Source organism: Pseudoflavonifractor hominis, from assembly GCF_014288125.1.
Classification (GTDB): Bacteria; Bacillota; Clostridia; order Oscillospirales; family Oscillospiraceae; genus Pseudoflavonifractor_A; species Pseudoflavonifractor_A gallinarum.
In genome coordinates this window covers 140,039-164,884 of sequence record NZ_JACOPR010000005.1, presented here as the reverse complement: position 1 = coordinate 164,884, position 24,846 = coordinate 140,039, and the positions used below count along the sequence as shown (strand labels likewise).

Below are 24,846 nucleotides of genomic sequence, written 5' to 3'. Positions count from 1 at the left end.
ATGCTCAACCTGAACATTTGCAGGCAGGAGGGGAGGCATGAGGTGTGAACTACGAGGAGATGACTCTGGAAGAACTGGAGCGCACCCTGACCAGGAAGGAGCGGCTCTTCGTGGAGGAGTACGAGAAGGACGGCAACGGGACCCAGGCGGCCATCCGGGCAGGTTACACCCCCGGAAAGGGGAACGCCTCCGCGGCTGTGCAGGCCAGCAAGCTGCTAAGATCGGCTAAGGTCTCCGCGTACAGGCGTGCGCGCGCGATTGAATTGTGCCGTCAGCTGGGGCTGAGCCCGGAGCGCATTAGGCTCCACGCCATGGATGTCTACCGGAAATGCATGAACGAAAAGCCGGTGATGAAGTACGATCCGGACACCCGTGAGTGGGTGGAGTCGGGTGAATATGTGATCGACTCAAAGGGTGCCCTCAAGGCGCTGGAGCTCCTGGGCAAGCCGATCGGGGCATTTGAGCGGGACAGCCAGGCGGATCGAATGCGTGTCGAGGACGATCCCATTACCAAGGCTCTGAAGGAGGAGCGGAGCGATGGGCTTCTCTGAGAAGCAGCGGCAGATCCTCCGGTTTCCATACAGCGGCTATGAGGCGCTGATCTGCGACGGGGCCGTGCGGTCCGGAAAAACCTCCGTCATGTCGCTCTCGTTCTTCCTGTGGGCCATGGCCAACTTCAATGGCTGCGCATTCGCCTTCTGTGGGAAATCGGTTGGGGCAGTGGAGCGAAATATCGTGACCCCGCTCCTGGCCGTCCGGTACCTGCAGGAACACTTTGCGGTGAAATACAACCGAGCGGGACACGTCATTACCATCCGCCGCGGAAAGGTAGAAAATCTGATCTATCTCTTTGGCGGAAAGGATGAGTCTTCCGCGGCTCTGATCCAAGGCGTAACGCTGGCGGGAGTGCTGCTGGATGAGGTGGCTCTGATGCCGCGCTCATTTGTGGAGCAGGCCCTGGCCCGCTGCTCCGTCCGCGGGGCAAAGCTGTGGTTCAACTGCAACCCGGAAGGGCCGGAACACTGGTTCCGGAAAGAGTGGATACTCAAAGCCGAGCAGCACCGTGCCCTGCATCTCCACTTCACGATGGACGACAACCCTGCGCTGGACGAGGAGACCCGGGCGCGGTATCGCACCATGTACAGCGGCGTATTCTACGAGCGCTTTGTGATGGGACGCTGGGTGATGTCGGAAGGGCTGGTCTACGATATGTTCCACCCGGACGCCAACACCTACGAGGAGGGGCCGCCGTCCCTCCGCTTCAGCGGGACACGTACCATCACCTGCGACTATGGGACCACCAACCCCACCGTATTCCTGGATGTTTACGACTATGACGGGACGGCCTATGTCGAGAGGGAATACCGCTGGGACAGCCGGGACCGGGAGAACGGAGGCCGGCAGAAGACCGACGAGGAGTATGCGGATGATCTCCAGGACTTCATGGGAGACGATGTCTGCGCCGTGATCGTAGACCCGTCGGCGGCCAGCTTCATCGCCGCTCTACGTCACAGGGGAATCTATGTGATCCCGGCGGACAATACCGTACTGGACGGCATCCGCCGGACGGCCACCCTGCTCCGGCGGCGCAAGCTGCTGATCCATCGCCAGCGCTGCAAGCCGCTGCTGGGGGAGATGGGCACCTATCTCTGGGATGAAAAGGCGTGCCGGCACGGGGAGGACAAGCCGCTGAAGGAGCGGGACCACGGGCCGGACGCGCTGCGCTATTTCTGCAATTCTCTGCCAGAATGGAGGTTTGAATAAGTGTCCAGACGGAACAAAAATACATCCAAAGGAAGACAGACGAATGGCCAATTGGTCAGCGTTGCGGACGCGTTTTCTAACCCTCTTTTCCGGCTTGGGTACGGCTCCCAGTCTCCTATGGAGGCAACGGAATACCCCTTGACCCGTATGACCGACAACTATGCCCTGCTCAATTCCCTTTACCGGGACAACTGGGTGGTACAGAATGTGATCGGCCTCATGGTCGACGATATGCTCCGGGAGTGGTACACCCTGGGAGGAAGCCTGTCTCCGGACTATCTGGATGAGCTCTCCCAGCTGGAGCGCACCACCCGGATGCGGGAACGGCTGTCCGAAGGGCTCAAGTGGGGCCGCCTGTACGGAGGTGCGGCCGGACTGATCCTCATCCGGGGGCACGAGGGGATGCTGGACACGCCCCTGGATCTCGGTACCATCATGCCGGGCAGCTTTGCCGGGCTGTACATACTCGACCGTTGGAGCGGCATCACGCCGGACATGGGACTGGTGATGGAGATCCATGATCCGGACTTCGGTCTCCCGGAGTTTTATCAGATCAATAACGCGGAGGGGCGCATGGTGGCCCGGGTCCATCACTCCAGAATCGTCCGCTTCACCGGCCGTGAGCTCCCATACCTGGAGCGGGTGGCCGAGATGTACTGGGGCGAGAGCGAGGTGGAAGCCATCTACAAGGACGTAGTAGCCCACGATAACGTGAGCGCCAACATCGCCGCGCTGACCTTCCGGGCCAACATTGACACCATGGAAGTGCAGAACCTGGAGCAGCTCTTCGCCCTGGGCAGCGTAAAGCAGCAGGAGCGATTCTGGAGAGTCATGCAGGCACAGAGCGTTATGCGTTCGAATTTCGGCTTTCAGCTGGTCAACAAGGGGGACCAGGTGACCAACACGCAGTACAAGTTCGAGGGCATTGACAAGGTCTATGAGGCCATGTGTCTCAATCTGTGCGGCGCGTCCCACTATCCCATGACCAAGCTGTTTGGGCGTTCTCCGGCCGGCATGAACGCCACGGGGGAGAGCGATCTGCGCAACTACTACGACTATGTGGATACCCTGCGGGAGAACAAGCTGCGCCCGGCGCTGGAAAAGCTGCTCCCCATCATGGCGCTCTCCGCCTGGGGCGCCGTCCCCAGCGGACTGGAGATCATCTTCCCGCCGCTCTGGACCCCAAGCGCAAAAGAGACTGCCGACATCGCCAAGGCCAAATCCGAGAGCATCGTCTCCGTGTTCCAGGCCGGGCTTATGGATGTGCCCACCGCGCAGAAGGAGCTCAAGAAGCTGGCCGACGATACGGCCATGTTCGACAGCATCACCGACGAGGCCATCGCCGCCAACAAGGGGAGGACCTATCAGGATGTCACTGCGCTGCGGGACCCCCTGCTGGGCCTGGGGTATGGAGAGGAACTGACGCATGCCGACACTGGAACGAGCGCCGAATGAGCAGGAGCTGAAAAAACTGATATCCATCTACCTCAAGGCGGAGACCGACGTCATCCAGGAGATCGGACGGCTGCGGTCGAGGGGGCTGGTCGATTACCACGCGGTGGCCGCGCTGGAGCGGGTGCAGGCCATCCTGCAGAAGATGGAATCAGACTGCTGGGAATACGTCCCGAGGATGATCGAAAAGCAGTTCTATGTGCGGGTGCCCGAGGCGCGCAAGATCCTGGAGAGCGTGGAAAAGCACACGGCAGGCTATGAGAATGCGGCGGCCCTGACCGGGGAACAGACCGCGATCGTGGACCGTCTGACCATGCAGCTCATGGGGGAGATCACCGACGCGGCCGGGACCGCTCTATCCACCCTCCAGCGCGTCATCCTGGGCCGGACGGAGCCGGACCTCTTCCGGCGCATCGGCCTGGAGCAGGTGACTGCCATGCAGGCCGCCGGAAGAGGGGTAAACCGCAGTGTCCCCGGATTCGTGGAGGCGATCCGCCGGGAGGGCGTGACCGCATTCATAGATCAGGCAGGCCGGAAGTGGAGCCTCCACACCTACTGCTCCATGGCCACGCGCACCACATCCAGACAAGCGGAGATCCTTGCGGTCCTGACCGCTGACCCAGAACACGATCTCTATCAGATCAGCAGTCATGGGACCACCTGTAAGCTCTGCGCCCCCTATGAGGGGCGGGTCTATTCCAGAAGCGGCACGCATCCCGTCTTTCCGCCCTTGGCCGCCGCCTTCGGAAAAATCGATCCGAGCGGGCCGGACAGTCTGGCAAACACCTATCTGAACATCCATCCGAACTGTCTGCACGTCATCCTCCCGTGGACGCCCGCCGGACGCTCCCCCGAGGAGATCCGGAAGATCGAGGACTTCTCCGATCCGAAGAAGAATCCGTTCACGGTGGACCCCCGGAGCAAGAAGCAGATTGAGGCATACCGGAAGAAGGAACGGGCCCGCGCCAAGTGGCTTGCGGATTACCGGCAGTGGGAGCGTTACCGGATAACACTGGGAGACAGGGCGCCCAAGCGCTTTGAGACCTTCCTGCGGCACAAACGGCAGGGGGACGATATATTTAAAAATTGGACGCAGGAATATATCAAATCCACCCGGAATTATGATATAATCAAACAAAAACAGATGCGCGGCGAGCTGAATCTGAGCCTAAATCCAGGCCATCAGGCCAAGCACATCCGAATGGGCAAAGGATATGTGAAGGGGAAAAGCTACCTGTACGGCAGTATGGATGACGCGCAGGCGCTGGTTGAGCGGTACAGCGGAGCGGGCGCCCCTAAATTTGACAAAAAGGGCCGATGGGTAAAGAAGGAGTTCGTGACTGCTCCCGATCCTATCGGTGTGTATGTGAACCAGGATACCGGCGAGGAGCTCCAGACACGCCGCTTCGCAATTCATTACGGAAAAAACGGTGTGCATATCGTGCCGGCGAAGGAGATAGAAGAATGAAACTGTATGAGGCCTGTGGGAAACGAGTCCGCATTGTGACCGATGATGGGCAGATCTTTGAAGGCAAAGCCTATGACTACACATCTGCTCTGGACAACGAGCCAAATCCAGCCAGTATTTCCATCGGGGACACCGAGCTGTATGAGAACGAAATCATTTCCATCGTGGAATTGCCGGATTAAAGATCGGATGGAATGGTTGCCTGCATGGAGGGGATTTCATGGCAAAGTATCAGCAATACGAATCCGTTGTCCTGAAGGACGGGCAGATCGTTACGATTGTGGAGGTCTATGAGCCGAACGGCTATGATGCGGATGTCGGACATTCCCCCAAGGATTGGTCCATGGTCTGCGGTATCACGGATGCCGATATCGTAAGAAAGGCGACCAGGGAGGAACTGGAACAAGAGTATCAGGAGTCCATGCGCCAGCTAAAGGAGCAGGGGATTTTGAAGTGAGGCAGAGCATGACAGAACAGATGATCCGGGCCATCGAGGCCGCTTTGAAGCGCGGCTTGCGGGTGGAGCTGCTGATGGATAAGGACGGGACCATTAAGGTCCAGACCGTTTCCCGCAAAAAGCTGAATATTGTTCCCACGCCCTAAATGGTGGGCGGGAAGAGCTGAATGGAGCTGACAGGAGAAATCCTGCCGGCTCTTTTTTATTTCCCTGTGAGGTGATGACAATGACCTATCTGGAACTCCTCCAAAAAAATCTGGTGGATGAGATCGAGGCCACCCGTTCCTATGCGGCAACGATGGCTGCTGCGCCGCAGGAGGATATCCCGGTGCTACTGGAACTGCTGGCAGACGAGACTGACCACATCGCCCATGTAGCACAGCTGATCTCCCGCCAGAGCGGGAAGCCGGTGGACTACGCCGCGTTGGTATCGGGGGTGGACTGATGGCGCTGGCTTATTACGGGACCAATATCTCGCCCAATCAGACCGAGACGGCCGAAGGGTACCTGATCTGCCGGAACGTCCCCATCGCCCGGACCGGTCAGCAGGACTATCTGGCCCGGGAGCTTATGCTGGACGGCGATCCGGACCGGATCGTATCGGTGGAACGAAACCCCGAGGACGTCTTTGAGGCGGCCACGCTTGCCAGCTTTGAGGGGAAGCCCGTGACCGACGGGCATCCTCCGGAAAATGTAGGGCCGGAAAATTTCGCGGCGTATGTACGGGGCCATGTCCAGAACGTGCGCCGGGCAGGGGAGTACATCGTGGCAGATCTCTATATCAACGACGCCAATCTTGCCTCTGAGGTGAGGAACGGCGTCAAGCGGGAGGTCTCCTGCGGGTACCTCTGCAACTATGAGCCGGTCGGGACAGGCTTTAAGCAGTCCCGGATCCGCGGCAATCACGTGGCCATCGTCCCCCGTGGACGGGCGGGCCACGATGTTGCAATAAAAGACGCCGCCCCAGAGGCGGAGAAAGGCAGGAAATGCATGAGAGACTTTTGGAAAAACATCCTGACCGCCTTCGGCATGGCGGCCAGGGATGCCAGCCCCGAGGAGCTGGACACGATGGTGGAGGCTGCCGCGACCGCGCTGGATGCCGCACCCGCAGGCACTGCGCCTGCGCCGGAGGCAGAACCCGCAGGAGCCGGAGCTTCCCCGGAAAAAGACGCCCCGCCGGCAGAGAGCGCCATGGACAAAAAGCTGGATGCCATTCTGGACTTGCTGGCCAAGCTGATGCCCAAGGAGGAGACTCTCCACGATGAGGCCGATCTGGACGATATGATCGAAAAGCTGGCCGGGAAGAAGGAGAACGATCCCGAGGCCGCCGTTACGGTTCCCGCTGAGGAAATGGAGGATATGTCCCCTGTGTCCAAGGATGCAGCCGCCGAGCTTCTCCGGCGTGTCCGCCCTGCTGTGGCCTCCATCCAGGATCGCCAGCAGCGCGCCCGCGTCGTCGACGCGTTGCTCGCCACCCTCTCCGGCGGCAGCGGCATGGAGACCATCGTCAAGGCAGCCCAGGACAGCGCGATCAAGGCCGCCGAGGCATCCAAACGGACCACCTACGAGCAGGCCTGTGCAGAGTCGCAGGCCAACTATGACGCGCTCAACCCCCACAAGGGGAAGGAGTGATCGAGATGGGACTCAGGCCACAGTCCATCGGCAGCGTCATGAGCTTCGGCTTTGCTGGTTCTTACTCCAGACAGCCCGATATGGTGGTCACCACCGCTCCCCTTGAGGGGAGTGTGGACATCCTGTTTGGCACACCTCTGGTAAGAGGCTCCGACGGCGCGGTAAGGGCCATGGGTTCCGGCAGCACAGGCGCCCAGTTTGTCGGCGTTGCCGGCCGTGAGGTGAAGAGCGCCACCGGTTATCTGGCCCAGAGCACAGGCCGATATGCGCCCAATGACCCCGTCAGCGTGTTCCAGCGCGGAACGATCTGTGTCCACTGCCAGAAGGGCGCCCCGTCCATGGACGGACCAGTCTACGTCCGTGTGGTCAAAAGCGGCGCGTATGAGGTTGGCGGCTTTGAGGCAGAGGCAGACGGTGAGAACTCCGTAGTCCTTCCAAACGCCATGTGGAACGGCCCCAAGGACGGAAACGGCGTGGCAGAGCTTCGCATCGCCTACGTCGGCCCTATTCCCGCCGGCCCGACCTACACGCTGCCTGCCGCCACGCCGGAAGCACTCGGGGGAGTAAAACAGGCTCCGGCGATCCCCGACATCGGAGCGGCACCGACACAGCAAGATTTCAACGGCCTGCTTGCCGCGCTGCGCACCGCAGGCATCCTCGCATCCAATTAAAGAAGGAGTGATTTCTATGGGACTTAATCCCCAGGTCATCGGCAATTCGCTGACCTTCGGCTTCGCCGGATCCTATGCCCGGCAGCCCGACATGATCGTGAACACTCGCCCCGCAGGGGGCGAAGCGCCCTTCCCGTTCGGTACCCCTCTGAAGTATGACGGCAGCAAGGCAGTCGTCCCCATGGGCGCGGCGGCCACGGCCGCGGAGTTTGTGGGCGTCGCCGGCCGGGAGTTCAAGAGTTCTCTGACCTATCTGGACCAGAGTCAGGGCGCATATGCCCCCGGCGAGCCCGTGAGCGTGTTCCAGCGTGGTTCGATCCAGGTCAAATGTCAGCGGGGAGAGCCCGCTGTCGGCGGCAAGGTATACGTCCGGATCACCTACAACGAAAGCTATACCGGTGCAGTGGTGAGCGGGTTTGAGGCCGAAGCAGACTCTGATAAAACCATCGAACTGACCAATGCACAGTGGGGTGGCCCCAAGGATGCCAACGGCGTGGCCGAGCTGGTGATCCTCACCCGCCTCAACGCCTGAGAAGGAGGAAATAGACCATGGCAAAGTTTCGCAATGTGGGCACCGTTGACGGCGGTGTCGTGAGATTCCACGGGGCTGCTCCGGCCACCGGCGGCATCCCCACCATGGATGCGGAAGGTGTGGCCTCCGGCGGGGCCTTTCTGGTCTCCGAGCTGGAAAAGAGAGACCCCTTGATCCGCAAGCCCCTGACCTCTGTCACCTATCCCCGTGACATCCCCATCCAGACCGGCGGAGGCTGGGTCGATTATGTCTCGGCCATGTCGGTGGCCTACGGAATCACCGGAGGCTCGGGAAGCGGCCCCGTCCAGGCAGGCGGCTCCAACGGACTGCCCGTGGTCCAGGCATCCGTGGATAAGGGTGTCTATAAGGCCCACGTGTTTGCGGTGGCCCTGCGCGTCATGTTCCAGGACATGCAGCGGGCCAACTTCGTGGGGCGCTCCCTGGATCAGCTGCTCCAGGACGGCGTGCGCATGGCATACGACAAGCATAATGACGAGAACGTCTATGTGGGGCTCTCCGAATATGAGACCACCGGCCTCATCAATAACCCGGATGCCACGGTATCCACGGTGGCGGACGGGGCCAAGGGGAATGGCAACTGGGCCACCAAGACCCCGGACGAGATCCTCATGGATATCAACACGGCCATCACGGAGACCTGGGCCCAGGGTGAATATGACCTGGGCGCCATGCCCAACCACATTCTGCTTCCCTATGAGGAATACACCGATATTCTGACCCGCAAGGTGTCCGAACTGGCCACCGAGACCATCTTTGACTATGTCATGCGGAACAACGTGGCGGTCAAGAACGGCGGAAAGCTGTTTATCGGCGCGACCCGTTGGTGCAAGGGCGCCGGCGGCTCCAACACCGACCGCATGGTGGTGTATGTACACAACGACCGCTTCCTCAAGATGGACGAGCTGGTCCCCATGTCCCGCATCATGTCTGCGCCCAATGTGGCCAACGTCTGCTATGACACCGCCTATATGGCCAATCTCTCGGAGCCTCAGATCCTGTATCCGCAGACGATCACCTACTGGGACAACATCGGCGGGGACACCTGATAGGAGGGCTGTATCATGTTCATTCTGACAAGACAGGCTGTGCTCTTTTTCAGCAAGGACCGATCTGAAAAATTCCGCATCCCCAACGGGTATGTGGGCCCGGTCCCGGAGTGGGTAGCCGAGACCAAGCAGTTCCAGCGCATGGTGGCAGACGGCACCATCGCGGTGTCCGGCTCTGCCCGGGATAAAGCGCTGGAGAAAGCCGGAGAAACGGCGGACAAGAAGGCCCAGAAGGCAAAAGAGCGCAGGAAGGAGACCCAGAAAGGCGAATCCGCCGGTGAAGATGCCGCCGGTTCGGACGGCGGTGCTCCCAGTGCGGAGCCCGGCGCGGAAGCTGAGGTCTAAGAGGGGAGGACTGCGGAATGTACCGCTGGGATAACGCGCCGTTTTACGGCGTCCGGGAGACCGCCGCCAATCTGGGGAGGACCGATGGGAACTACACCCCGGAGCAGTTCCAGGAGGACTTTCCGCAGTTCTACCGGAAGGACGGGGAGCCCCTGGTCCCCCGCACAATGCTGGAGGAGATCATCCGCATGGCAAATGCCTCCGTTCAGCCGGACAAGTGGCTGGAATCCTGGCGCTATGCGGTGGGCCTGTACACGGCTCACTATGCCACCCTGTATCTGCGCACCTATGCGGAGAGCAGCGAAACACCCTCCCAGGCCGCTGCTACCGGCGCGCTGGTGGGAGTGGTCAAGTCCGCCACCCTGGGAGACTCCAGCGTATCCTATGATACCCAGGCGGTCACCCGGGGGACGGAGGCGTGGGGCGACCTGAACGCCACCACATACGGCCAGATGCTGGCCAACCGTGCAAAGCTCGTCGGAGCAGGAGGGAGCTATGTGATATGAACTTCCAGTCGTGGTACACCGATACTGTGGATGTATTTCGGGTACGCGCCGTCACAGAGCACGGCCTGACACGGCACGAACGGACGCAGGTGCTCTCCGCAGTCCCGTGCCGCGTCTATCGCTCCGACTCCCGTGCACTCCAGACGGAGCAGACCGCCGCCTATGTCCGGCAGGAGGACCATCTGATGCTGGACAATGCCGTGGACATCCGGGCGGGCGATGAGCTGCACATCCGCCGCGGGGCGCTGCTGGGGAAGGAGGCCGAGGAACTCCGGGCCTTTGCCTCGGAGCCAAACCGGTACTTTGAACCCTTTGGAGCGGTGCTCCCTGGGCTGGCGCATCAGGAGATCCGCCTGCTGCAGCAGGAGCGTGTGAAATGAGCTACACGGTCACATTACAGCAGCGTCTTCTGCAACTGAAAAAGATCGGGGCGGACTTGCCGGAGATCCTGTATGAGGTACAGAAGAACGCGGCGATGCGGGCCGTTGAGGCCGCCGTGGAGGCCACCCCGCCCAAAGTGGGGGACCTCCGCGGCACCGGCACGCGCAGTGGAGAGCTGAAACAGCACTGGGTCACAGACAGCGAAGTGGAGCCGCGGGGCGGCGGGATCTCCGGCGGCGGGATCTACCGCTCCCTCCTGAAAAATGATCTGGAATACGCCTCCTATGTCAACGACGGCCACCGGGTCGACCGGCATTTTGTACCGGGGCTGTACATCAACCCAAATTCGGATCAGCTGGAATACGATCCGGCGTATGCCGAGTCTGGCGGTGGTCTGGTTGTCGGCACGAAAACGACCTATGTGAAGGGGAAATTCATGACCGACAAGGGGAAAGAGGCCTATGAAAAAGCAGTGCTCTCTGAGCTGGACCGACACATTCAGGAGTTGATGAAATGAAATTCACACTTTCCACCGTGGCTCGGTCTCTGGCCGCACACCTGTCCGGAAACTTCCCAGGCGTGACGTTTTTCGAGGACCCGAACCAGCAGGGGAGCACCGTACCCTGTATGTTCCTCCAGCAGCGCTATTCCAACCTGAAGCTCCAGACCGCCGGGCGATGGCTGCGCACCATCGGACTGGATCTCACCTATCTGGAGGACTACAACCGGCCGGATATGCAGCGGCTCTATCAGGAGGTCGCGGAGACCCTTGACCTTGTGATGGAGACCTTTCCCTATACGGACGGCGCGGACACCGGGGCGCTGCGGACCTACGAGCGGGAGTGGCGGATCGACCTGGACGCGCTTCACTACAAGTTTGAGATCCGGGTGATCGTCCACCTCCCGGAGCCATACAACCCCATGCGCACCATGGACTACAAGGAGGACGTGACCGATGGAGGCTAAAAAGTATACCCGGGAGGCCCTGCTGCGGAGCGCCCGGTACAAGCAGTATCAGAAGGATTTTCTCAGCGCCGTGCTGAGAAAACCAGAGTACACCTTGACGCAGGCCGATCAGGCTGTCAAGGCATTTTTCGCAAAGGAGCGTGAGTGATATGGCAGGCGGTTCCTGGACGACCCAGAACAAAGTCCTTCCCGGTGTCTATATCCGATTCAAAACCAAGGGAGCCCTGGGTCTGAATGTGGGCGAGCGGGGCGTCGTTACGATCTGTGAGCCCCTGTCCTGGGGCGCGGTGGCCAAGGTCACGGAAGTCACCCCGGATATGGACCTGACTCCCATCATTGGCTACGACATCACCGACCCGAAGGCCCGTTTCCTGCAGGAGATCTTCAAGGGCTCCAACCGGACCAGCCCGCCCACCCGGGTGCTGCTGTACCGGCCCAGCGCATCCAGTGCCGCGAAGGCTACCGTTACGGAGGGGACGCTGACGGCCACCGCCCGGTATGAGGGGGTGCGCGGGAATGACATCTCTATCATCGTGACGGCCCTCACGGAGCCGGAGGATTCCTTCCTGGTATCCACGGTGGTGGACGGCGCTGTCATGGATCAACAGACCGGAAAGACCGTGGAGGACCTGACCGCCAACGACTGGGTCACCTTCAACGGCTCCGGAGCGCTGAGCGCCACCACAGGGGCGGCTCTGACCGGCGGAAACGATGGTACAGTGGCCGCAACGGCCTATTCTACCTACCTGACCGCCATTGAGCCCTACAAGTTCGATGTGATGATCTATGACGGCAGCGATGAGACGGTGCAGACCGCCATGCTGTCCTTCATCAAGCGAATGAACGATGAGAACGGCCAGCGCTGCCAGCTCTGCGCCTCCGGGCTCTCCGCACCGGATACACGGTATGTCATCCACGTCAACAGCCCGGTAAAGCTGGCAGACGGGACCGAGCTGACGAAGGAACAGGCTGTCTGGTGGGCCGGAGGAGCTTCCGCCGGCGCGAAGTTCAACGAGAGCCTGACCTATGCCCAGTATCCGCAGGCAATATCCACCCAGATGCGCACCAACGACCAGTATATCCAGGAGCTGGAGCAGGGGAATTTCGTCTTTTTTGCGGAGGACGGCGTGGTGAAGGTCATGCAGGACATCAACAGTCTGGTGACCTTTACCGAGGACATCGGAAAGATCTATCGGAAAAACCGGGTGGTCCGGCTCCTCTCCACCATCGCAAACGACCTCTATGCCCAGTTCTCCGCCAATTTTATCGGCGTGGTCAACAACAACGAGGCCGGACGGGCCCGGTTCAAAACCGCCATCGTCGGCTATCTCCAGCAGATCCAGGCGGAGCAGGGAATCCAGAATTTCTCCCCCGATGACGTGGAGGTGCTGGCCGGGCAGGAGATCGACGCCATCGTGGTAAATCTTGCCCTCCAGCCTGTGGATTCGGTGGAGAAGATCTATCTCACCATTGAGATCTCCTGAGGAGGTGGAATGCATGGCTTTTTTGCTTGAGCGAGATACGGTAAACGGCGCCGAGGGCACCGTCTATATCACCCGGAACGGGAAGCAGATCGAGGTGATCGGTCTGAAGAACATCCAGCCTGTGGGCGGGATCCAGTCCACCGATATGCGCAGCATTGGCACGCGGGTGATCCAGGACAAGCCCAACGGCGTCAAGCTGACCGCGAAGGGGAAGGTCTACTACGGCTCCAACGGCTCCAATCTGTTTCAGGAGATGCTCCTGAACTATATCACGAAGGGCGTCATGGAGTATTTTGACGTGCAGATCAACAACACCGACCCCACGGTCAGCATGGGCAGTCAGATCATGGCCTACTATGGATGTCATCTGACGGGAGAGATCCCTCTCTCCATTCTGGATGATGAGAAGGCGATGCTGGACTATGAATTTAATTTTGCTTACACCCGGGTGGCCCGGATCCAGGGCTTTACGGACCCGGTGAATGTGAGCCAGTAAGGAGGATCTGTTATGAGCAAGCTTTCCGCATTTCTTCACCCGGTCAAGACGGCCGTAGAGAAGGAGGTCATCATCTCGGACCGGTTTTTGGACGAGAACGGCAAGCCCATTCCGTTTCGCATCCGGGCGCTGAGCCAGGAGGAAAACGACCGTCTGGTTCGGGCCGCTACCCGGGTAGAAACCCGCAGCGGCCAGCGCCTCGAGTATCTGGACAGTGTGGACTATGCCCAGCGGACCGCTGTGGCAGCCACAGTGGAACCCGATTTTTCCAGCAAGGAACTCTGCGACGCTTACGGCGTGGTCAGCCCCCTGCTGGTGCCGGGGAAAATGCTGCTGGCCGGAGAATATAACCGTCTGATGCAGGCCATTCACGGGCTCTCCGAGCTGGAGAGCGATGTCATGGAGGAAATGGTAAAAAACTGATTTACGGGGCCGACCTGGACGCTGAGACACTGACAGCCTATTACTGCTTTGTCAATCTGGGTTGGCCCCCCTCCCAATATGACAGACTCCCGGCGGGAGAAAAACATCTGGTGACTGCGTTTGCCTTCCGAGACATGGTGGCCCGCAGGAAAGAACAGCAGGAGATCGAAACGAGGTGATTCTGTGGCACGGATTCAGGAAGAACTCATTCTGGTCGACCGGTTTACGGCGGCGTTCACATCCTACCTGCAATGTACCGGGCGGGCCGCGGAGGCCACCGAGCTGGCCCGGCGGCAGGCAAATCAATATTCCGAGGCCCAGCGCCAGCTGAGCGGGACCACAGACACCCTGACCGGAAAGATCCGGAACCTGGTCGGAGCTTATGCGGGGCTGAAAGGTCTGACCTCTCTGGTCGGCCTGTCTGATACTATGGCGCAGACCACGGCAAGGCTGAACCGGATGAACGGCGAGCTCAAGGACACTGCCCAGCTCAACCGGATGATCTATGAGAGCGCACAGAGATCCCGGGGGTCCTATCAGGCCACTGCGGATATGGTGGGAAAGCTTGGAACAATGGCTGGTGACGCCTTTAACAGCACCAGGGAGCTCGTCTCCTTTGCTGAGCAGATCAACAAGCAGATCATACTCTCCGGCGCATCCACGCAGGCGGCTGATGCGGCCCTGCTCCAGCTGACACAGGCCATGTCTTCCGGTGTTCTGCGAGGTGAGGAACTCAATTCCATTTTAGAGCAGACGCCGACCATCGCGCAGTCTATTGCGAAATATATGGGGGTCTCCGTTGGAACCATGCGGGAAATGGCCAGCGAAGGACAGGTCACCGCCGAAGTGGTCAAAAACGCCATGTTTGATGCCGCGGCTAGAATCAACGCCGAATTTGCGCAGATGCCAATGACCTGGGGGCAAGTATGGACATCCTTCCAGAACACCGCTCTCATGGCCTTCCAGCCGGTTTTGGTGGGAATCAACTGGCTGGCAAACAACCTGGACATCATCGGGCCGCTGGTACTGGGTGCCGCAGGCGCCTTTGCTGTATTCCAAATCGCAGCCAACTGGACCAAGATTGCAGCTGTCGCAACAGCAGCCTATCATTTTGTCGTAAACCTTTTGAGCATTGGCTTCGGTGTATTAACTGGGAATACAGCTGCGGCATCTGCGGCTGTATTTACCTTCAATAGTGCGCTCCTCGCCTCGCCCATCACTTGGATTGTGATGGGAGTCATTCTGTTGGTTGCGGCGCTCTATGCCGGCGTGGCGGCCTTCAACCACTTCACCAAGTCCAGTATTTCGGCTACCGGGATTGTGGCAGGTGCATTCTTCACAATGGGCGCACAGATCATGAATATGACCATCGTACCACTCCAGCGCGGCTTTGCTATGTTTATAAACTTCGTTGGAAATGCATTTACAGATCTCCCCGGAGCAGTTGAAATTTTGTTCCACGATATGGCTCTGGGCATTCTGGGGCACATCCGAAGCGTCGCAAGCGGAATTGAAGCCCTGATTAACGCAATACCCGGCGTGGAAGTAAGCCTCACCTCGGGCATTGACAGTCTATATCAGACCATGCAGGCCAGCCGGGAAAGAGCCATCGCCGCAGGCTCCTACAAGGAGTTTGTCAAGCCCATGGAGTATTTTGACCTGGGCAAGTCCTTCCAGAGCGGCTATCAATGGGGCTCCAATCTGAAACTGGGCGGATTCTCCATGCCCGGAATGGGAGACTATGGTTCGGGGTTCACTGTGCCCGCCTATGGAGAGCTGGCATCGATCAATGGAAAGCTGGGCGACATCTCTGGTAGTGTCGGGAGCATTGAAAAGGCGGTAAATCTCTCGGAGGAAGATCTCAAATCTCTGGTGGATATGGCGCAGCGTCAGTACGTGAACCGGATCAACCTGACCGCTCAGACGCCGGTGATTACCATAAACAGCGCCAATACCGGGCGCACGGCGGCGGACCGCCAGCAGTTGGCGGACACGATCCGGGATATCCTCATCGAACAGGTGGCGGCCGGCTCGACCGTCAGCACCGCGCGGGCCTATTGACGGGAGGCGGAACCATGACAAATAACTTTGGAATATTCTTCACACGTGACGGTGTCGTGATCCGTCTCCCGGTCAATCCGGACAAGCTGCCGGTGGCGGTAGAGTCGGACAACAGCGAATACAATGTGCTCGGGATCGGACCGATCATGGTGCCGCGCAAACCGAAGCTGAAAACCGTGACCATCTCCAAGTTTTTTCCCGGGAAACCCTTTCCGGGCGTGCTGACGGCCAACGGCTTTGAGCCTCCAGAGTTTTACATCCGCTTTTTCCAGTCCGCCATGGATGAGAAGGCGCCTATTCTCTACACCCCGGTTCGGTACTATGAGGACGGGACGCCCTTTATGACAGAGGATGCCGGCTTCCAGGTGCTGGTCACCGGATTTACCTATGAGGAGCGGGGCGGTGAGACCGGCGACTTCTATTATGATTTGACCCTGACGGAATACCGGGATTACTCTCCCAGAGTGATGCAGGTCCAGCAGCAGACGGCGGGCACGCCTGCGACGGTCACCACAGAGCAGACCAGAGACATCCCCCAGGGACAGCTGGTGGTAGGAGGGGTGTGCGTGGCAAACGGCCCCTATTATTACTCCAGCTATGGGGATGAACCGCACGGAAATGGGAACGGCCGCCGGGTCGTGGTATCCAGGATCGTGGATGGCAGCAGAGCCTGCCCGGTCCATGTGATCACGGAGTCCGGCGGCGCCCTCGGGTGGATGAAGAAATCTGCTTTGCAGGTGGTGAGCGTGACATGAACACGGAGCTTCTGATCGTCAATCAGTCGAGCGGGCGGATCTGGGAGTGCTCCAACAGCGTGGAGTCCGTATCCTGGGAGACCAACCGCACCGACACGCCCGGAAAGCTGACCTTCACCATCCTCAAGTCGGGAGACCTATCCTTTACCGAGGGCGATGTGGTCCGCTTCTCCGTGGATGGACAGCTCCAATTTTACGGCTGGGTGTTCACCAAGTCGAAAAACCGCTGGGGAGAGATCGACGTCACCTGTTACGACCGGCTGCGGTATTTCAAGGCAAACGCCTCCTATACCTTTTACAGCCAGAAGGCCGGAGACATCATCCGGCAAATCGCCGGAGACCTGCAGGTCGAGGTGGGAGATCTGGCGGACACCGGATATCCGATCCCGTCTCTCTCCAAAGAGGACCAGAGCTGCTTCGACATCATCGGGGAGGCTGTCCAGCAGACCCTTCTCAACACCGGGGATATCTATGTCTTTTATGACGGAGGGAGCGGGGTGGCGCTGCGCCGCCCGGAGGATATGATCTCCAATACCGTGATCGGAGAAAACTCTCTGCTGCTGGATTACTCCTACAAGACAGATATCGATGAGCAGACCTACAACTCGATCAAACTGGCCCGGCCCAACGAAAAGACCGGGAGGGCAGATGTGTTTGTGGCGCAGGACTCCAGTACCATCGGGCAGTGGGGTCTGCTCCAGCTCTATCAGAAGCTGGACGGGGATATCAACGACGCGCAGGCCCGCGCCCGTGCGCAGGAGAGCCTGCGGTACTATAACCGGCGGATGCGCACTCTGTCCGTGGAAGCCCTGGGCATTCCGGGCCTGCGGGCCGGGCAGATGGTGCTCATGCAGGTCCCCGGCCTGGGGGACATCGATCTGGACCGGTATGTCCTTCTGGAAAAAGTGACGCACACCTGGGAAAACGACGTACACACCATGAAATTTGAGACCCTGGCAATTTGAGGTGAACCATGCAGCTGAGAGATATTATCAACCAGATGATCGCGCAGCATCTCCGCGCCGCGCAGCTGACCGATCTGAGCGTGGGAACGGTGATCAGCACATCCCCGCTGGAGATCTCCACCAATCCCGCTATGGCGCCGCTCAAAGCCTGTCTGCTCTATCTGACGGAGCCGGTGGTGGAGAAGAAGATCCCTGGGACGGTCGCCTGCATCGAGAATGGAGAGACACTCCCGGTCGAGGATGGATATACCATTCTCAACCGGGGGTTGGAGCCGGGGGACGCAGTGCTCCTGCTCCGGGTACAGCGGGGGCAGAAATACATCGTGCTCTCCCGGATCATGGAAGGGGGGTAGGGGATGTCTGTGCTGCCTTCCGGCGGAGCGGTCGATCTGGAGGCCGGACTCCAATTTGAACAGCAGCCCTCGCTGACATGGTACATCGACCAGGCGTCCGGCCGTATCCGCGGCACCGTGAGCGGGTATGAGGCTGTCAAGCAGGCGGTGGATATCATCCTGCATGTGGAGCGTTTCCGCTGGCAGATCTATTCTCCCTATTCCGGGATGCAGTGGGATGGGCTGATCGGACAGGACCCCGGATATGTGGCCTCCGAGATCCAGCGGCGTCTGGAGGATGCTCTGGGGGTGGATGACCGCATCCGCGGCATCTCCGGCTTCACCTATGTGCTGGCCGGGGATACCATGACCGCATCCATGACAGTCCACACCGTCTATGGCGACATTCCCACTTCTGTGGAGGTGAATTTGGCGTGATCGATTTTACCGAAAAAACCTATGCCGCGCTCCGGAAGCAGATGCTGGAGTCGGTTCCGGACATCTACGATAAGCGCGATACCGCGCCCATCCCCACCGCGCTCAGTCCGGCGGCCTATGTGTTTGAGGGATTCTATCTCTCCCTCGATCTGGTGCAGCGCCAGGCCTTTGTCCAGACCGCCGTGGGCGCCTCTCTGGACCTTCTGGCACCGCTGGGCGGGATCTCCCGGTATCCGGCCTCACCGGCAGTCCGGCTGGGCGTGTTCAATACACCGGTGCCTCTGGGCGCGCGCTTCTCCACCATCAACGGGGCGGAGAGCATCAACTTTGTGGTGACCGCGCAGGAGGATACGCCGAACCAGTACCAGCTTACCGCTGAGACCGCCGGCGCCATCGGGAACGAGTACAGCGGGCCTATCCTGCCCATCACATCGGTCCAGGGGCTGACCTCTGCCCAGATCACCGATATCCTGATCCCCGGAGACGATACGGAGACCGACGAAGCGCTCCGGGCAAGACTGGTCACCGCCCTGACCGAAAAGCCCTTCGGTGGGAATATCGCCTCCTACCGCGCCGCCATATTGGAGATCGACGGCGTCGGCGGAGTGCAGGTGTATCCGACCTGGAGCGGGGGAGGGACGGTCAAGTGCTCCGTCCTGGGCGCCGACCTGCTACCGGCCTCTCCGGAGCTGGTGGAGCGCATCCAGACTGCCATCGACCCCCAGCGCACGGGCGCGGGGCTTGGGATCGCGCCCATCGGGGCCCAGGTAACCATATCGGCCCCGGAAAAAGTGGAGGTCAGTGTGTCGGCGGTGGTAACGCTGGCCGCCGAATACGATCTGGAGCAGGTGCAGCCCCTGGTGGAGGCCTCCATCGAGGTCTACCTGCGGAGCGTGCGGCAGGCCTGGGACACTCAGCTCGGCTCCGGCACCGTGGAATATGCGGCGGATGTGTACCTCTCCCGGGTCTTGGCGGCCATCGTAGGGACTACCGGTGTCGTCAACGCTGTATCTATCCAGCTCAACGGGGGCAGCGAGGATCTGATCCTCACAGAAACGGGCGCTCTCCAGCAGGTGCCCACGCTGGGGACGGTGACGCTGCGTGAATAAAATCGAATTGGACCGGGAACTTCTTTCCCTGCTTCCGCCCTGGTACCGGCGCATCCAGGACTATCAGCAGATCTGTCAGACGGAACAGGAGCAGTTCGACCTTCTGGCGGAGGAGATCACCTCGGTGGCGCAGAATTTCTTTTTTCAGAGTATGGATGTGTCGGCGGTCAGCCAGTGGGAAAAGGTCCTGGGAATCGTTCCAAATCCGGTCTCGGAGTCGATTTCGTTTCGGAGATCACGGCTTCTCAACCGGATCTCGACCAGACCGCCCTATACCATGGAATTTTTGCGCCAGCGCCTGGACGTGTTGATCGGGCCAGGAGCCTGGACCGCTCGGATGGACTATCCGAACTATACGCTGTATGTGGAGAGCTCCGCCGAAAACCAGCAGTATGCCGCGGAAGTGGCCGTGACGATCAACCAGATCAAGCCGGCCCACATCGTCTATGTCAATACTCCGCTGCTCAGTGCCGGACTGCTGCTGAGTGAGCAGATCGATCTCTCACAGCGGATTTACAACTATCGGCTCGGTGGATGGGGACTCGGAGTGGCCCCTTTTGCCAGTGAGACGCCCCAGGGAGTGATTAAAATGCCGGAAACCAAATCAATTCAGCAGAAATTGCTGGAGGGAGTCGCGGGCTTTGTATCCGGAGATATCGCGTCCGCCCGTGTGAATGGGACGGTCACCATTGCGGATCTGGAGAAGCGGGTCGATGGATCGAGACTGACGGTCACCTATTCGGTAGCACAAGATCAGGCTGCGGAGATCACACAGGTAGAGCTTCTGGACACGGACGGGAACGTGCTGACTGCCTCCACCGTTTATATCCCGGTAACCGGCTCCACCGTCCTGAAACATACGATTCCTGTCAGAGAAGGAGTGATTGCAAATGGCGGATAATCCGATCACCGTTCCGCTTCCGGCGGATCTTCCGGAAAACTGGACCTATGGTCAGACCGTTGCCCCAACCGGAGAGGAGGTGGGGCTGAGCAAACAGCACGGGTATAACTATCTGACGGAACAGGCAAATGCGACCCAGAGAGCCGTGAAAGAGATCGGAGAAGCGTTCTCTGCGCTGTACGGATCCGGAGATATCGTGCCTTTAAAAAATGGAGGCACAGGTGCAAAAACACCTCAGCAGGCTCTCTTCAACTTGGGGGCTGAAGTGCGACCTACCCTTCTCCGAAATGGCTTCTTTATCGGCGGCGGAAGCCAAAAAGGAGCTGGATTCTTTCCAATCAATCAGCGTGGGAAGCTCAGTTATGCGGACGGCTACACCATTGACGGCTGGAAGCTGAACAGCGGAACGCTGACTGTAAAAGACGACTGCATCGAGTTGGAGGCACCGTCTGGAAACTTTGCAACGTTTGAGTGCACCGTGGAAGCACCTTCCAATTACAGTGGTAAGACCCTCACTCTGTCCGCGCTGGCCGAGCGGATTAGCGGGACAGAGTATTGCTACATCACGAACATCTTTGACGAGTACAAAAAAGATGTTGCCATTCCGGACGAAAAGGGCTTTTGTTCACTGACGGACACCGCCGGGACGCTGACATCCTCCCTGAAATTTGTTTTTGTATGCGGCAAGGGGTGCAAGATTCGGATGTACGCCGCAAAGATGGAGGAAGGTGACTTCCACACTCTCGGATGGATGGATAAGTCTGGCTTGCCGCATTTGTTTGTTGGACCTAAATTTGGGGTAGTGCTTTCGGAGTGTCAGCGGTATCTATTCAAAGTTGGAATGAATAACGCATGGGGCTACGCCGATAGTTCAAGTGTAACGTACCTTTTTGTGCCAACACCAGTAACAATGAGATCAGAACCTGTTTGGAGTGGAAGAATTTCAAAGCTTTATCCGTATGATGGTAACTCGGTCACATTGGTATCAGTATGGTCACTGGCTGATGGCATGGTGTGTTTGCAGGTGCAGGGAACAGGGTTTACTCCTGGAAAGGTATACTCAGTGTCAGAAGTGTCAGATGGATTTTTGTCCGCAGAACTGTGAGGTGGCTATGGAAAGTATCAAGTCGAAAGTCTATGTCAAGGCCGATGGGCGTGGTCGTATTACTCACTGCGAGGGCGGCTACACCACCCCGGCAGACATCTCAGGGTGGATCGAGATTGACGAGGGTACAGGAGACAGGTACAACCTGTGCCAGTCGCACTATTTCCCGGACGGGACCTACACTAAGGATGGAATCCCACGCTACAAGTTGGTGGACGGCAAGCCGGCGGAGCGCACGGAGGAGGAGATCGCGGCCGACCAAGCGGCGCTGGTCCCGACCGCGCCCACCGCGCTGGAGCAGCTCCGAGCGGACGTGGATTTTCTGGCGATCATGCAGGGGGTAGATCTATGAATGTGGAGGAGCTGGCCCGGAAGTACTATCCTATGCTCTGGGACAAGCAGCGCATCGAGGCGCTGGTGGCAGCGGGCCGCCTGAGCCGCGAAGCGGCTGAGGCAATCATGGAAGGAGGGAAGAAAGAGTGAGCTATCGAATCTCGGAATATCCACAGGACAAATACCGCTTCCGGATCTACGACAACGTGAAGCGGCTGACCTGGAAGCAGATCCAGGCGGAACAGGGGGCGGACTGCGTAGGCGTGGTCAACCTGGCACTCTTCGCGCTGACAAACATCCCCGGCAAGGCAAAAGCCTACGACCATCAGAGCGCAATCATGATCGGCGGCGCGTGGGGCCTGCGACCCCAATACCACGAGTACGGCATCTTGATCGACGAGGCGGGTCGCCTCACCATTGGCACCGAGGACCAGGCCGTCTATGATTACGCCATCGGCTGCCCGCCGGTGGATATCAATGGCCGACGGTATACCGACAAGGACGGCGGGCGCAATGGCTGGACCTATACCGGCGTAAAGGCTGACGGTACAGTTGTGGTCCTGCTTTGCTCCAAGGACACTCCCGAGAACACGGACGCCCTGGAGGACGCCCTGCGGGCGCGTGGGTGCGTCCACATCCTCCGGTGGGACGGCTCCTGGTCATCCCAGGGCACCCTTGGACCGGGCCTGGAGGTGACGCCAAGCCAGCGGCGGATCTGCCGGTCCTGGCTGCTCATCTTCCGCCGGAGCGATGATGAGATGCCGGACGGAGACAAGGAGGACACCATGAGCAAACAGTACACGGTCACGCCGTCCATCGGCGTCAACATCCGCAGCGGCCCGGGTACGGGCTATGGAAAGACGGGAGCCTATCCCCGGGGTACGGTGGTCACCATTCTGGAGGAGCGGGACGGCTGGGGGAGAACAGACAAGGGCTGGGTTTCCTTGGACTACCTGGAGCCGGTAAAGACCCCTCAGCGGACCACTGACAACGGCATTGCCATCCAGACCGAATATATCCCGCAGGGTCGGAAGAACCGTCCTGGCGGCCTCAATCTGTGCAGCTATCTCACCATCCACGAGACTGGGAACACCGCCCGGGGAGCCGACGCGGCGGCCCACGCCTCTTACCTGAAGGGGTATAGTGCTTACAAAAATATGGTGAGCTGGCACTACACGGTGGACGACCACGCCATCGTCCAGCACCTGCCGGATACCGAGACGGCCTATCACGCCGGGGACGGAGCCAAGGGCCCCGGCAACACCAAGAGCATCGGCATCGAGATCTGCGTGAATCAGGGCGGTGACTTTGAGAAGGCAAAGCAGAACGCTGCCGCCCTGGTGCGCCTCCTGATGACAGAACACAGCATCCCCCTGGAGCTGGTGGTGCAGCACCACCACTGGAACGGCAAGGACTGCCCCCGGACGATCCGGAACACGCCCGGCGGCTGGGAGGAGTTCCTGAAGCTTTGCGAAGGGGAGGATCCCAATGTGTCCGACTTGGACACCGATGTGGAGGTGCTGGCCCAGGCCGGGATCGTGACCAGCCCGGACTACTGGAAGACCGGCAGCGGCTACGCGGACGCCAACGTGGTGTGCCTCATTCACGCCATGGCGGAGCATATTAGAAAGGGGAAAGACTGATATGGAGCATGTGAATACGCTCAAGGCCGCGCTGTCGACCTTCTGTGCCGCCCTCACCGCACTGTGGGGCTGGTTTGGCTGGCTGGTCATTGCCTGGATCGCCTGCATGGCCATTGACTATGCCACCGGATCCTGCGCGGCGCTGCGAGCGGGGAAGTGGTCCAGCCAGGCCGCCAGAGATGGCATTTGGCACAAGCTGGGGGCGGTCGTGGCAGTCATCGTAGCCGGTATCCTTGACATGGTGATCAGCATGATCCTGGAGCATATGCCTGGCATAAGCCTGCCGTTTACATATGAGGTCTTTTTCTGCCCGCTGGTGATCGTGTGGTATATCCTCACAGAAACGGGGAGTATCATCGAGAATGCCGGAGCGCTGGGCGCAGATATCCCGCCCTGGCTTACGAAGGCCGTTGAGTCCCTGCGCGAAAAGGTGGACGATGGAACGGGCGGAGAGGGATCTAACTAATTTAGGATTCGATAGAACATAGCAAGCAAAGTGGCACAGTTTTCACTGTGCCACTTTACCATATATTGATTTTGAAACAAGATATGGTAATATAAGTTCAGTCCACCATTAAGAAGTCATAGAAAAGTAACAGGAGGGGACACGCGAATGGATTTATTCTCGTTGATTCGAAAACATCCTTGGTGGTTTTCTTTACTTGTTTTGATATTAGTTATTATAGTACCATTTGTAATCCATAAAATATTCTCCACCAAAGTATCCTCAAACACAAGAAGTCATAGAAAAGTAGCAGGAGGGGACACGCGAATAGATTTATTTTCGTTGATTCGAAAACATCCTTGGTGGTTTTCTTTATTTGTTTTGATATTAGTTATTATAGTACCATTTGGAATTGATAAAGTATTCTCTACTTCATATATATCGAGTATATGGCCAATTCTTTCTGTTAGTTATAAACCAGAAGACATTCTTCCATTTTACGGGATAATATTGGGCAGTATTACGACAATCATCGCATTGATTGAAACAATACAGCATACAGAAAAAATGAATGCCTTGGATTACAAACGAAAATTAACACCTCTACTGAACAGTAATATATATAATCATTCATCTACATCTAAAGAACCACTGAGGATTTTATATGTGAATACGAGACCGATTCTTTATTTTGATCGAGTTGCTGTGATGGATGGAATTGACCCAAGAGACCTAGATTATTCGTTATTTTGCTGCCAAATAGACTACCTAGTACAAAATGTAAGCAACACAAGTGCAATTGACATCAGAGTATTTCTCAATGGTGAATTATTACATGGGCCCTTTTCTCTTGTTGCAGGAAGTGAAGAGAGCATTGGAATATGTTTCCTTGATGCAAAGGGGAAAATGATAGATTCGTATCCGAAGAACTGTACATTCGATATTGAAATTACCTACTCAAATTCCGATAAATCTGAATTTAAACAATCCGAGACAATAGGAATTGAATACCATCTCATGAGGAATGATGGCGGACCTATCATGAGTCCTGATTATAACAGTAGGACAGGGCTTTCCAGCCATATTATAAAGTAAGGAAGAATAGAAACCTAGAT

Annotated in this window: 34 protein-coding genes; all 34 read left to right on the top strand. The window is 58.4% G+C overall.

Annotated features, from left to right (window positions below; all coding sequences use genetic code 11):
• The first annotated feature begins 44 nt into the window (after window positions 1-44).
• The 34 genes from H8S34_RS09815 to H8S34_RS09650 all read left to right on the top strand — a co-directional run bounded on the left by H8S34_RS09815 (window position 45) and on the right by H8S34_RS09650 (window position 24,826).
• Window positions 45-551 carry a terminase small subunit gene (locus H8S34_RS09815; protein ID WP_186963867.1) on the top strand — a complete coding sequence of 169 codons (507 nt, stop codon included), beginning with the start codon at window positions 45-47 and terminating at the stop codon, window positions 549-551.
• Entirely contained in the window at window positions 538-1,764 is a 1,227-nt protein-coding gene (locus H8S34_RS09810) for a PBSX family phage terminase large subunit (RefSeq protein ID WP_186963866.1), read from the top strand. The genes H8S34_RS09815 and H8S34_RS09810 overlap by 14 nt, the downstream gene beginning before the upstream one ends.
• Window positions 1,765-3,219 carry a phage portal protein gene (locus H8S34_RS09805; RefSeq protein ID WP_186963865.1) on the top strand — a complete coding sequence of 485 codons (1,455 nt, stop codon included), beginning with the start codon at window positions 1,765-1,767 and terminating at the stop codon, window positions 3,217-3,219.
• Window positions 3,191-4,684 (top strand): phage minor capsid protein, encoded by a 1,494-nt coding sequence (locus H8S34_RS09800; RefSeq protein ID WP_186963864.1) that lies wholly within the window; start codon window positions 3,191-3,193, stop codon window positions 4,682-4,684. The genes H8S34_RS09805 and H8S34_RS09800 overlap by 29 nt, the downstream gene beginning before the upstream one ends.
• Entirely contained in the window at window positions 4,681-4,866 is a 186-nt protein-coding gene (locus H8S34_RS09795) for a hypothetical protein (protein ID WP_186963863.1), read from the top strand. Before H8S34_RS09800 ends, H8S34_RS09795 begins: the two co-directional genes overlap by 4 nt.
• Before the next feature lie 38 nt (window positions 4,867-4,904).
• Window positions 4,905-5,141: a hypothetical protein gene (locus tag H8S34_RS09790; protein WP_186963862.1), complete on the top strand. Its 237-nt coding sequence runs from the start codon at window positions 4,905-4,907 to the stop codon at window positions 5,139-5,141.
• An 8-nt stretch (window positions 5,142-5,149) separates the two neighbouring features.
• Complete coding sequence (locus tag H8S34_RS09785; RefSeq protein WP_186963861.1) at window positions 5,150-5,287, top strand: hypothetical protein; 138 nt, start codon at window positions 5,150-5,152, stop codon at window positions 5,285-5,287.
• An 80-nt stretch (window positions 5,288-5,367) separates the two neighbouring features.
• Window positions 5,368-5,586 carry a hypothetical protein gene (locus tag H8S34_RS09780; protein WP_186963860.1) on the top strand — a complete coding sequence of 73 codons (219 nt, stop codon included), beginning with the start codon at window positions 5,368-5,370 and terminating at the stop codon, window positions 5,584-5,586.
• A complete protein-coding gene (locus tag H8S34_RS09775) occupies window positions 5,586-6,773 on the top strand; it encodes a DUF2213 domain-containing protein (RefSeq protein ID WP_186963859.1) in 1,188 nt (395 codons plus the stop codon). Before H8S34_RS09780 ends, H8S34_RS09775 begins: the two co-directional genes overlap by 1 nt.
• Before the next feature lie 5 nt (window positions 6,774-6,778).
• Window positions 6,779-7,444: a structural cement protein Gp24 gene (locus H8S34_RS09770; protein WP_186963858.1), complete on the top strand. Its 666-nt coding sequence runs from the start codon at window positions 6,779-6,781 to the stop codon at window positions 7,442-7,444.
• Window positions 7,445-7,460: 16 nt separating this feature from the next.
• Entirely contained in the window at window positions 7,461-7,976 is a 516-nt protein-coding gene (locus H8S34_RS09765; protein ID WP_186963857.1) for a structural cement protein Gp24, read from the top strand.
• A gap of 17 nt (window positions 7,977-7,993) precedes the next feature.
• Window positions 7,994-9,043: a DUF2184 domain-containing protein gene (locus H8S34_RS09760; protein ID WP_186963856.1), complete on the top strand. Its 1,050-nt coding sequence runs from the start codon at window positions 7,994-7,996 to the stop codon at window positions 9,041-9,043.
• 15 nt (window positions 9,044-9,058) lie between these two features.
• On the top strand, window positions 9,059-9,388 hold the full coding sequence (locus tag H8S34_RS09755) for a hypothetical protein (protein WP_186963855.1): 330 nt from the start codon (window positions 9,059-9,061) through the stop codon (window positions 9,386-9,388).
• Between the two features lie 17 nt (window positions 9,389-9,405).
• A complete protein-coding gene (locus H8S34_RS09750) occupies window positions 9,406-9,894 on the top strand; it encodes a DUF4054 domain-containing protein (protein ID WP_186963854.1) in 489 nt (162 codons plus the stop codon).
• Window positions 9,891-10,274 (top strand): hypothetical protein, encoded by a 384-nt coding sequence (locus H8S34_RS09745; protein ID WP_186963853.1) that lies wholly within the window; start codon window positions 9,891-9,893, stop codon window positions 10,272-10,274. The genes H8S34_RS09750 and H8S34_RS09745 overlap by 4 nt, the downstream gene beginning before the upstream one ends.
• Window positions 10,271-10,792, top strand: coding sequence for an HK97 gp10 family phage protein (locus H8S34_RS09740; RefSeq protein ID WP_186963852.1), 522 nt, complete (start codon window positions 10,271-10,273; stop codon window positions 10,790-10,792). The genes H8S34_RS09745 and H8S34_RS09740 overlap by 4 nt, the downstream gene beginning before the upstream one ends.
• On the top strand, window positions 10,789-11,241 hold the full coding sequence (locus H8S34_RS09735) for a phage tail terminator family protein (protein ID WP_186963851.1): 453 nt from the start codon (window positions 10,789-10,791) through the stop codon (window positions 11,239-11,241). Before H8S34_RS09740 ends, H8S34_RS09735 begins: the two co-directional genes overlap by 4 nt.
• On the top strand, window positions 11,231-11,389 hold the full coding sequence (locus H8S34_RS09730; protein ID WP_186963850.1) for a hypothetical protein: 159 nt from the start codon (window positions 11,231-11,233) through the stop codon (window positions 11,387-11,389). The genes H8S34_RS09735 and H8S34_RS09730 overlap by 11 nt, the downstream gene beginning before the upstream one ends.
• A 1-nt stretch (window position 11,390) precedes the next feature.
• A complete protein-coding gene (locus H8S34_RS09725) occupies window positions 11,391-12,725 on the top strand; it encodes a phage tail sheath family protein (protein WP_186963849.1) in 1,335 nt (444 codons plus the stop codon).
• A gap of 13 nt (window positions 12,726-12,738) precedes the next feature.
• Window positions 12,739-13,221 carry a phage tail tube protein gene (locus H8S34_RS09720; protein WP_186963848.1) on the top strand — a complete coding sequence of 161 codons (483 nt, stop codon included), beginning with the start codon at window positions 12,739-12,741 and terminating at the stop codon, window positions 13,219-13,221.
• 12 nt (window positions 13,222-13,233) lie between these two features.
• Window positions 13,234-13,644 carry a phage tail assembly chaperone gene (locus H8S34_RS09715; RefSeq protein ID WP_186963847.1) on the top strand — a complete coding sequence of 137 codons (411 nt, stop codon included), beginning with the start codon at window positions 13,234-13,236 and terminating at the stop codon, window positions 13,642-13,644.
• Window positions 13,645-13,827: 183 nt separating this feature from the next.
• Window positions 13,828-15,705, top strand: a complete 1,878-nt coding sequence (locus tag H8S34_RS09710; protein WP_186963846.1) for a tape measure protein — start codon at window positions 13,828-13,830, stop codon at window positions 15,703-15,705.
• Between the two features lie 14 nt (window positions 15,706-15,719).
• Window positions 15,720-16,460: a hypothetical protein gene (locus tag H8S34_RS09705; RefSeq protein WP_186963845.1), complete on the top strand. Its 741-nt coding sequence runs from the start codon at window positions 15,720-15,722 to the stop codon at window positions 16,458-16,460.
• The gene (locus H8S34_RS09700) at window positions 16,457-17,425 is read left to right on the top strand and encodes an XkdQ/YqbQ family protein (RefSeq protein ID WP_186963844.1); all 969 of its coding nucleotides are present in this window, start codon (window positions 16,457-16,459) and stop codon (window positions 17,423-17,425) included. Before H8S34_RS09705 ends, H8S34_RS09700 begins: the two co-directional genes overlap by 4 nt.
• Window positions 17,426-17,433: 8 nt before the next feature.
• Window positions 17,434-17,778 carry a DUF2577 family protein gene (locus H8S34_RS09695; protein ID WP_186963843.1) on the top strand — a complete coding sequence of 115 codons (345 nt, stop codon included), beginning with the start codon at window positions 17,434-17,436 and terminating at the stop codon, window positions 17,776-17,778.
• Between the two features lie 3 nt (window positions 17,779-17,781).
• On the top strand, window positions 17,782-18,195 hold the full coding sequence (locus tag H8S34_RS09690; protein WP_186963842.1) for a DUF2634 domain-containing protein: 414 nt from the start codon (window positions 17,782-17,784) through the stop codon (window positions 18,193-18,195).
• Window positions 18,192-19,304, top strand: a complete 1,113-nt coding sequence (locus H8S34_RS09685; RefSeq protein WP_186963841.1) for a baseplate J/gp47 family protein — start codon at window positions 18,192-18,194, stop codon at window positions 19,302-19,304. Before H8S34_RS09690 ends, H8S34_RS09685 begins: the two co-directional genes overlap by 4 nt.
• Window positions 19,297-20,205 carry a putative phage tail protein gene (locus H8S34_RS09680; protein WP_186963840.1) on the top strand — a complete coding sequence of 303 codons (909 nt, stop codon included), beginning with the start codon at window positions 19,297-19,299 and terminating at the stop codon, window positions 20,203-20,205. Before H8S34_RS09685 ends, H8S34_RS09680 begins: the two co-directional genes overlap by 8 nt.
• Window positions 20,195-21,310 (top strand): hypothetical protein, encoded by a 1,116-nt coding sequence (locus tag H8S34_RS15145; protein WP_243207976.1) that lies wholly within the window; start codon window positions 20,195-20,197, stop codon window positions 21,308-21,310. The genes H8S34_RS09680 and H8S34_RS15145 overlap by 11 nt, the downstream gene beginning before the upstream one ends.
• A gap of 7 nt (window positions 21,311-21,317) precedes the next feature.
• Window positions 21,318-21,662, top strand: coding sequence for a hypothetical protein (locus tag H8S34_RS09670; RefSeq protein ID WP_186963839.1), 345 nt, complete (start codon window positions 21,318-21,320; stop codon window positions 21,660-21,662).
• Entirely contained in the window at window positions 21,659-21,793 is a 135-nt protein-coding gene (locus H8S34_RS09665) for an XkdX family protein (RefSeq protein WP_186963838.1), read from the top strand. Before H8S34_RS09670 ends, H8S34_RS09665 begins: the two co-directional genes overlap by 4 nt.
• Window positions 21,790-23,286: an N-acetylmuramoyl-L-alanine amidase gene (locus tag H8S34_RS09660; protein WP_366485836.1), complete on the top strand. Its 1,497-nt coding sequence runs from the start codon at window positions 21,790-21,792 to the stop codon at window positions 23,284-23,286. Before H8S34_RS09665 ends, H8S34_RS09660 begins: the two co-directional genes overlap by 4 nt.
• A 1-nt stretch (window position 23,287) precedes the next feature.
• Window positions 23,288-23,752, top strand: a complete 465-nt coding sequence (locus tag H8S34_RS09655; protein WP_186963837.1) for a phage holin family protein — start codon at window positions 23,288-23,290, stop codon at window positions 23,750-23,752.
• A 147-nt stretch (window positions 23,753-23,899) separates the two neighbouring features.
• On the top strand, window positions 23,900-24,826 hold the full coding sequence (locus H8S34_RS09650; RefSeq protein WP_186963836.1) for a hypothetical protein: 927 nt from the start codon (window positions 23,900-23,902) through the stop codon (window positions 24,824-24,826).
• The last annotated feature ends 20 nt before the right edge of the window (window positions 24,827-24,846 follow it).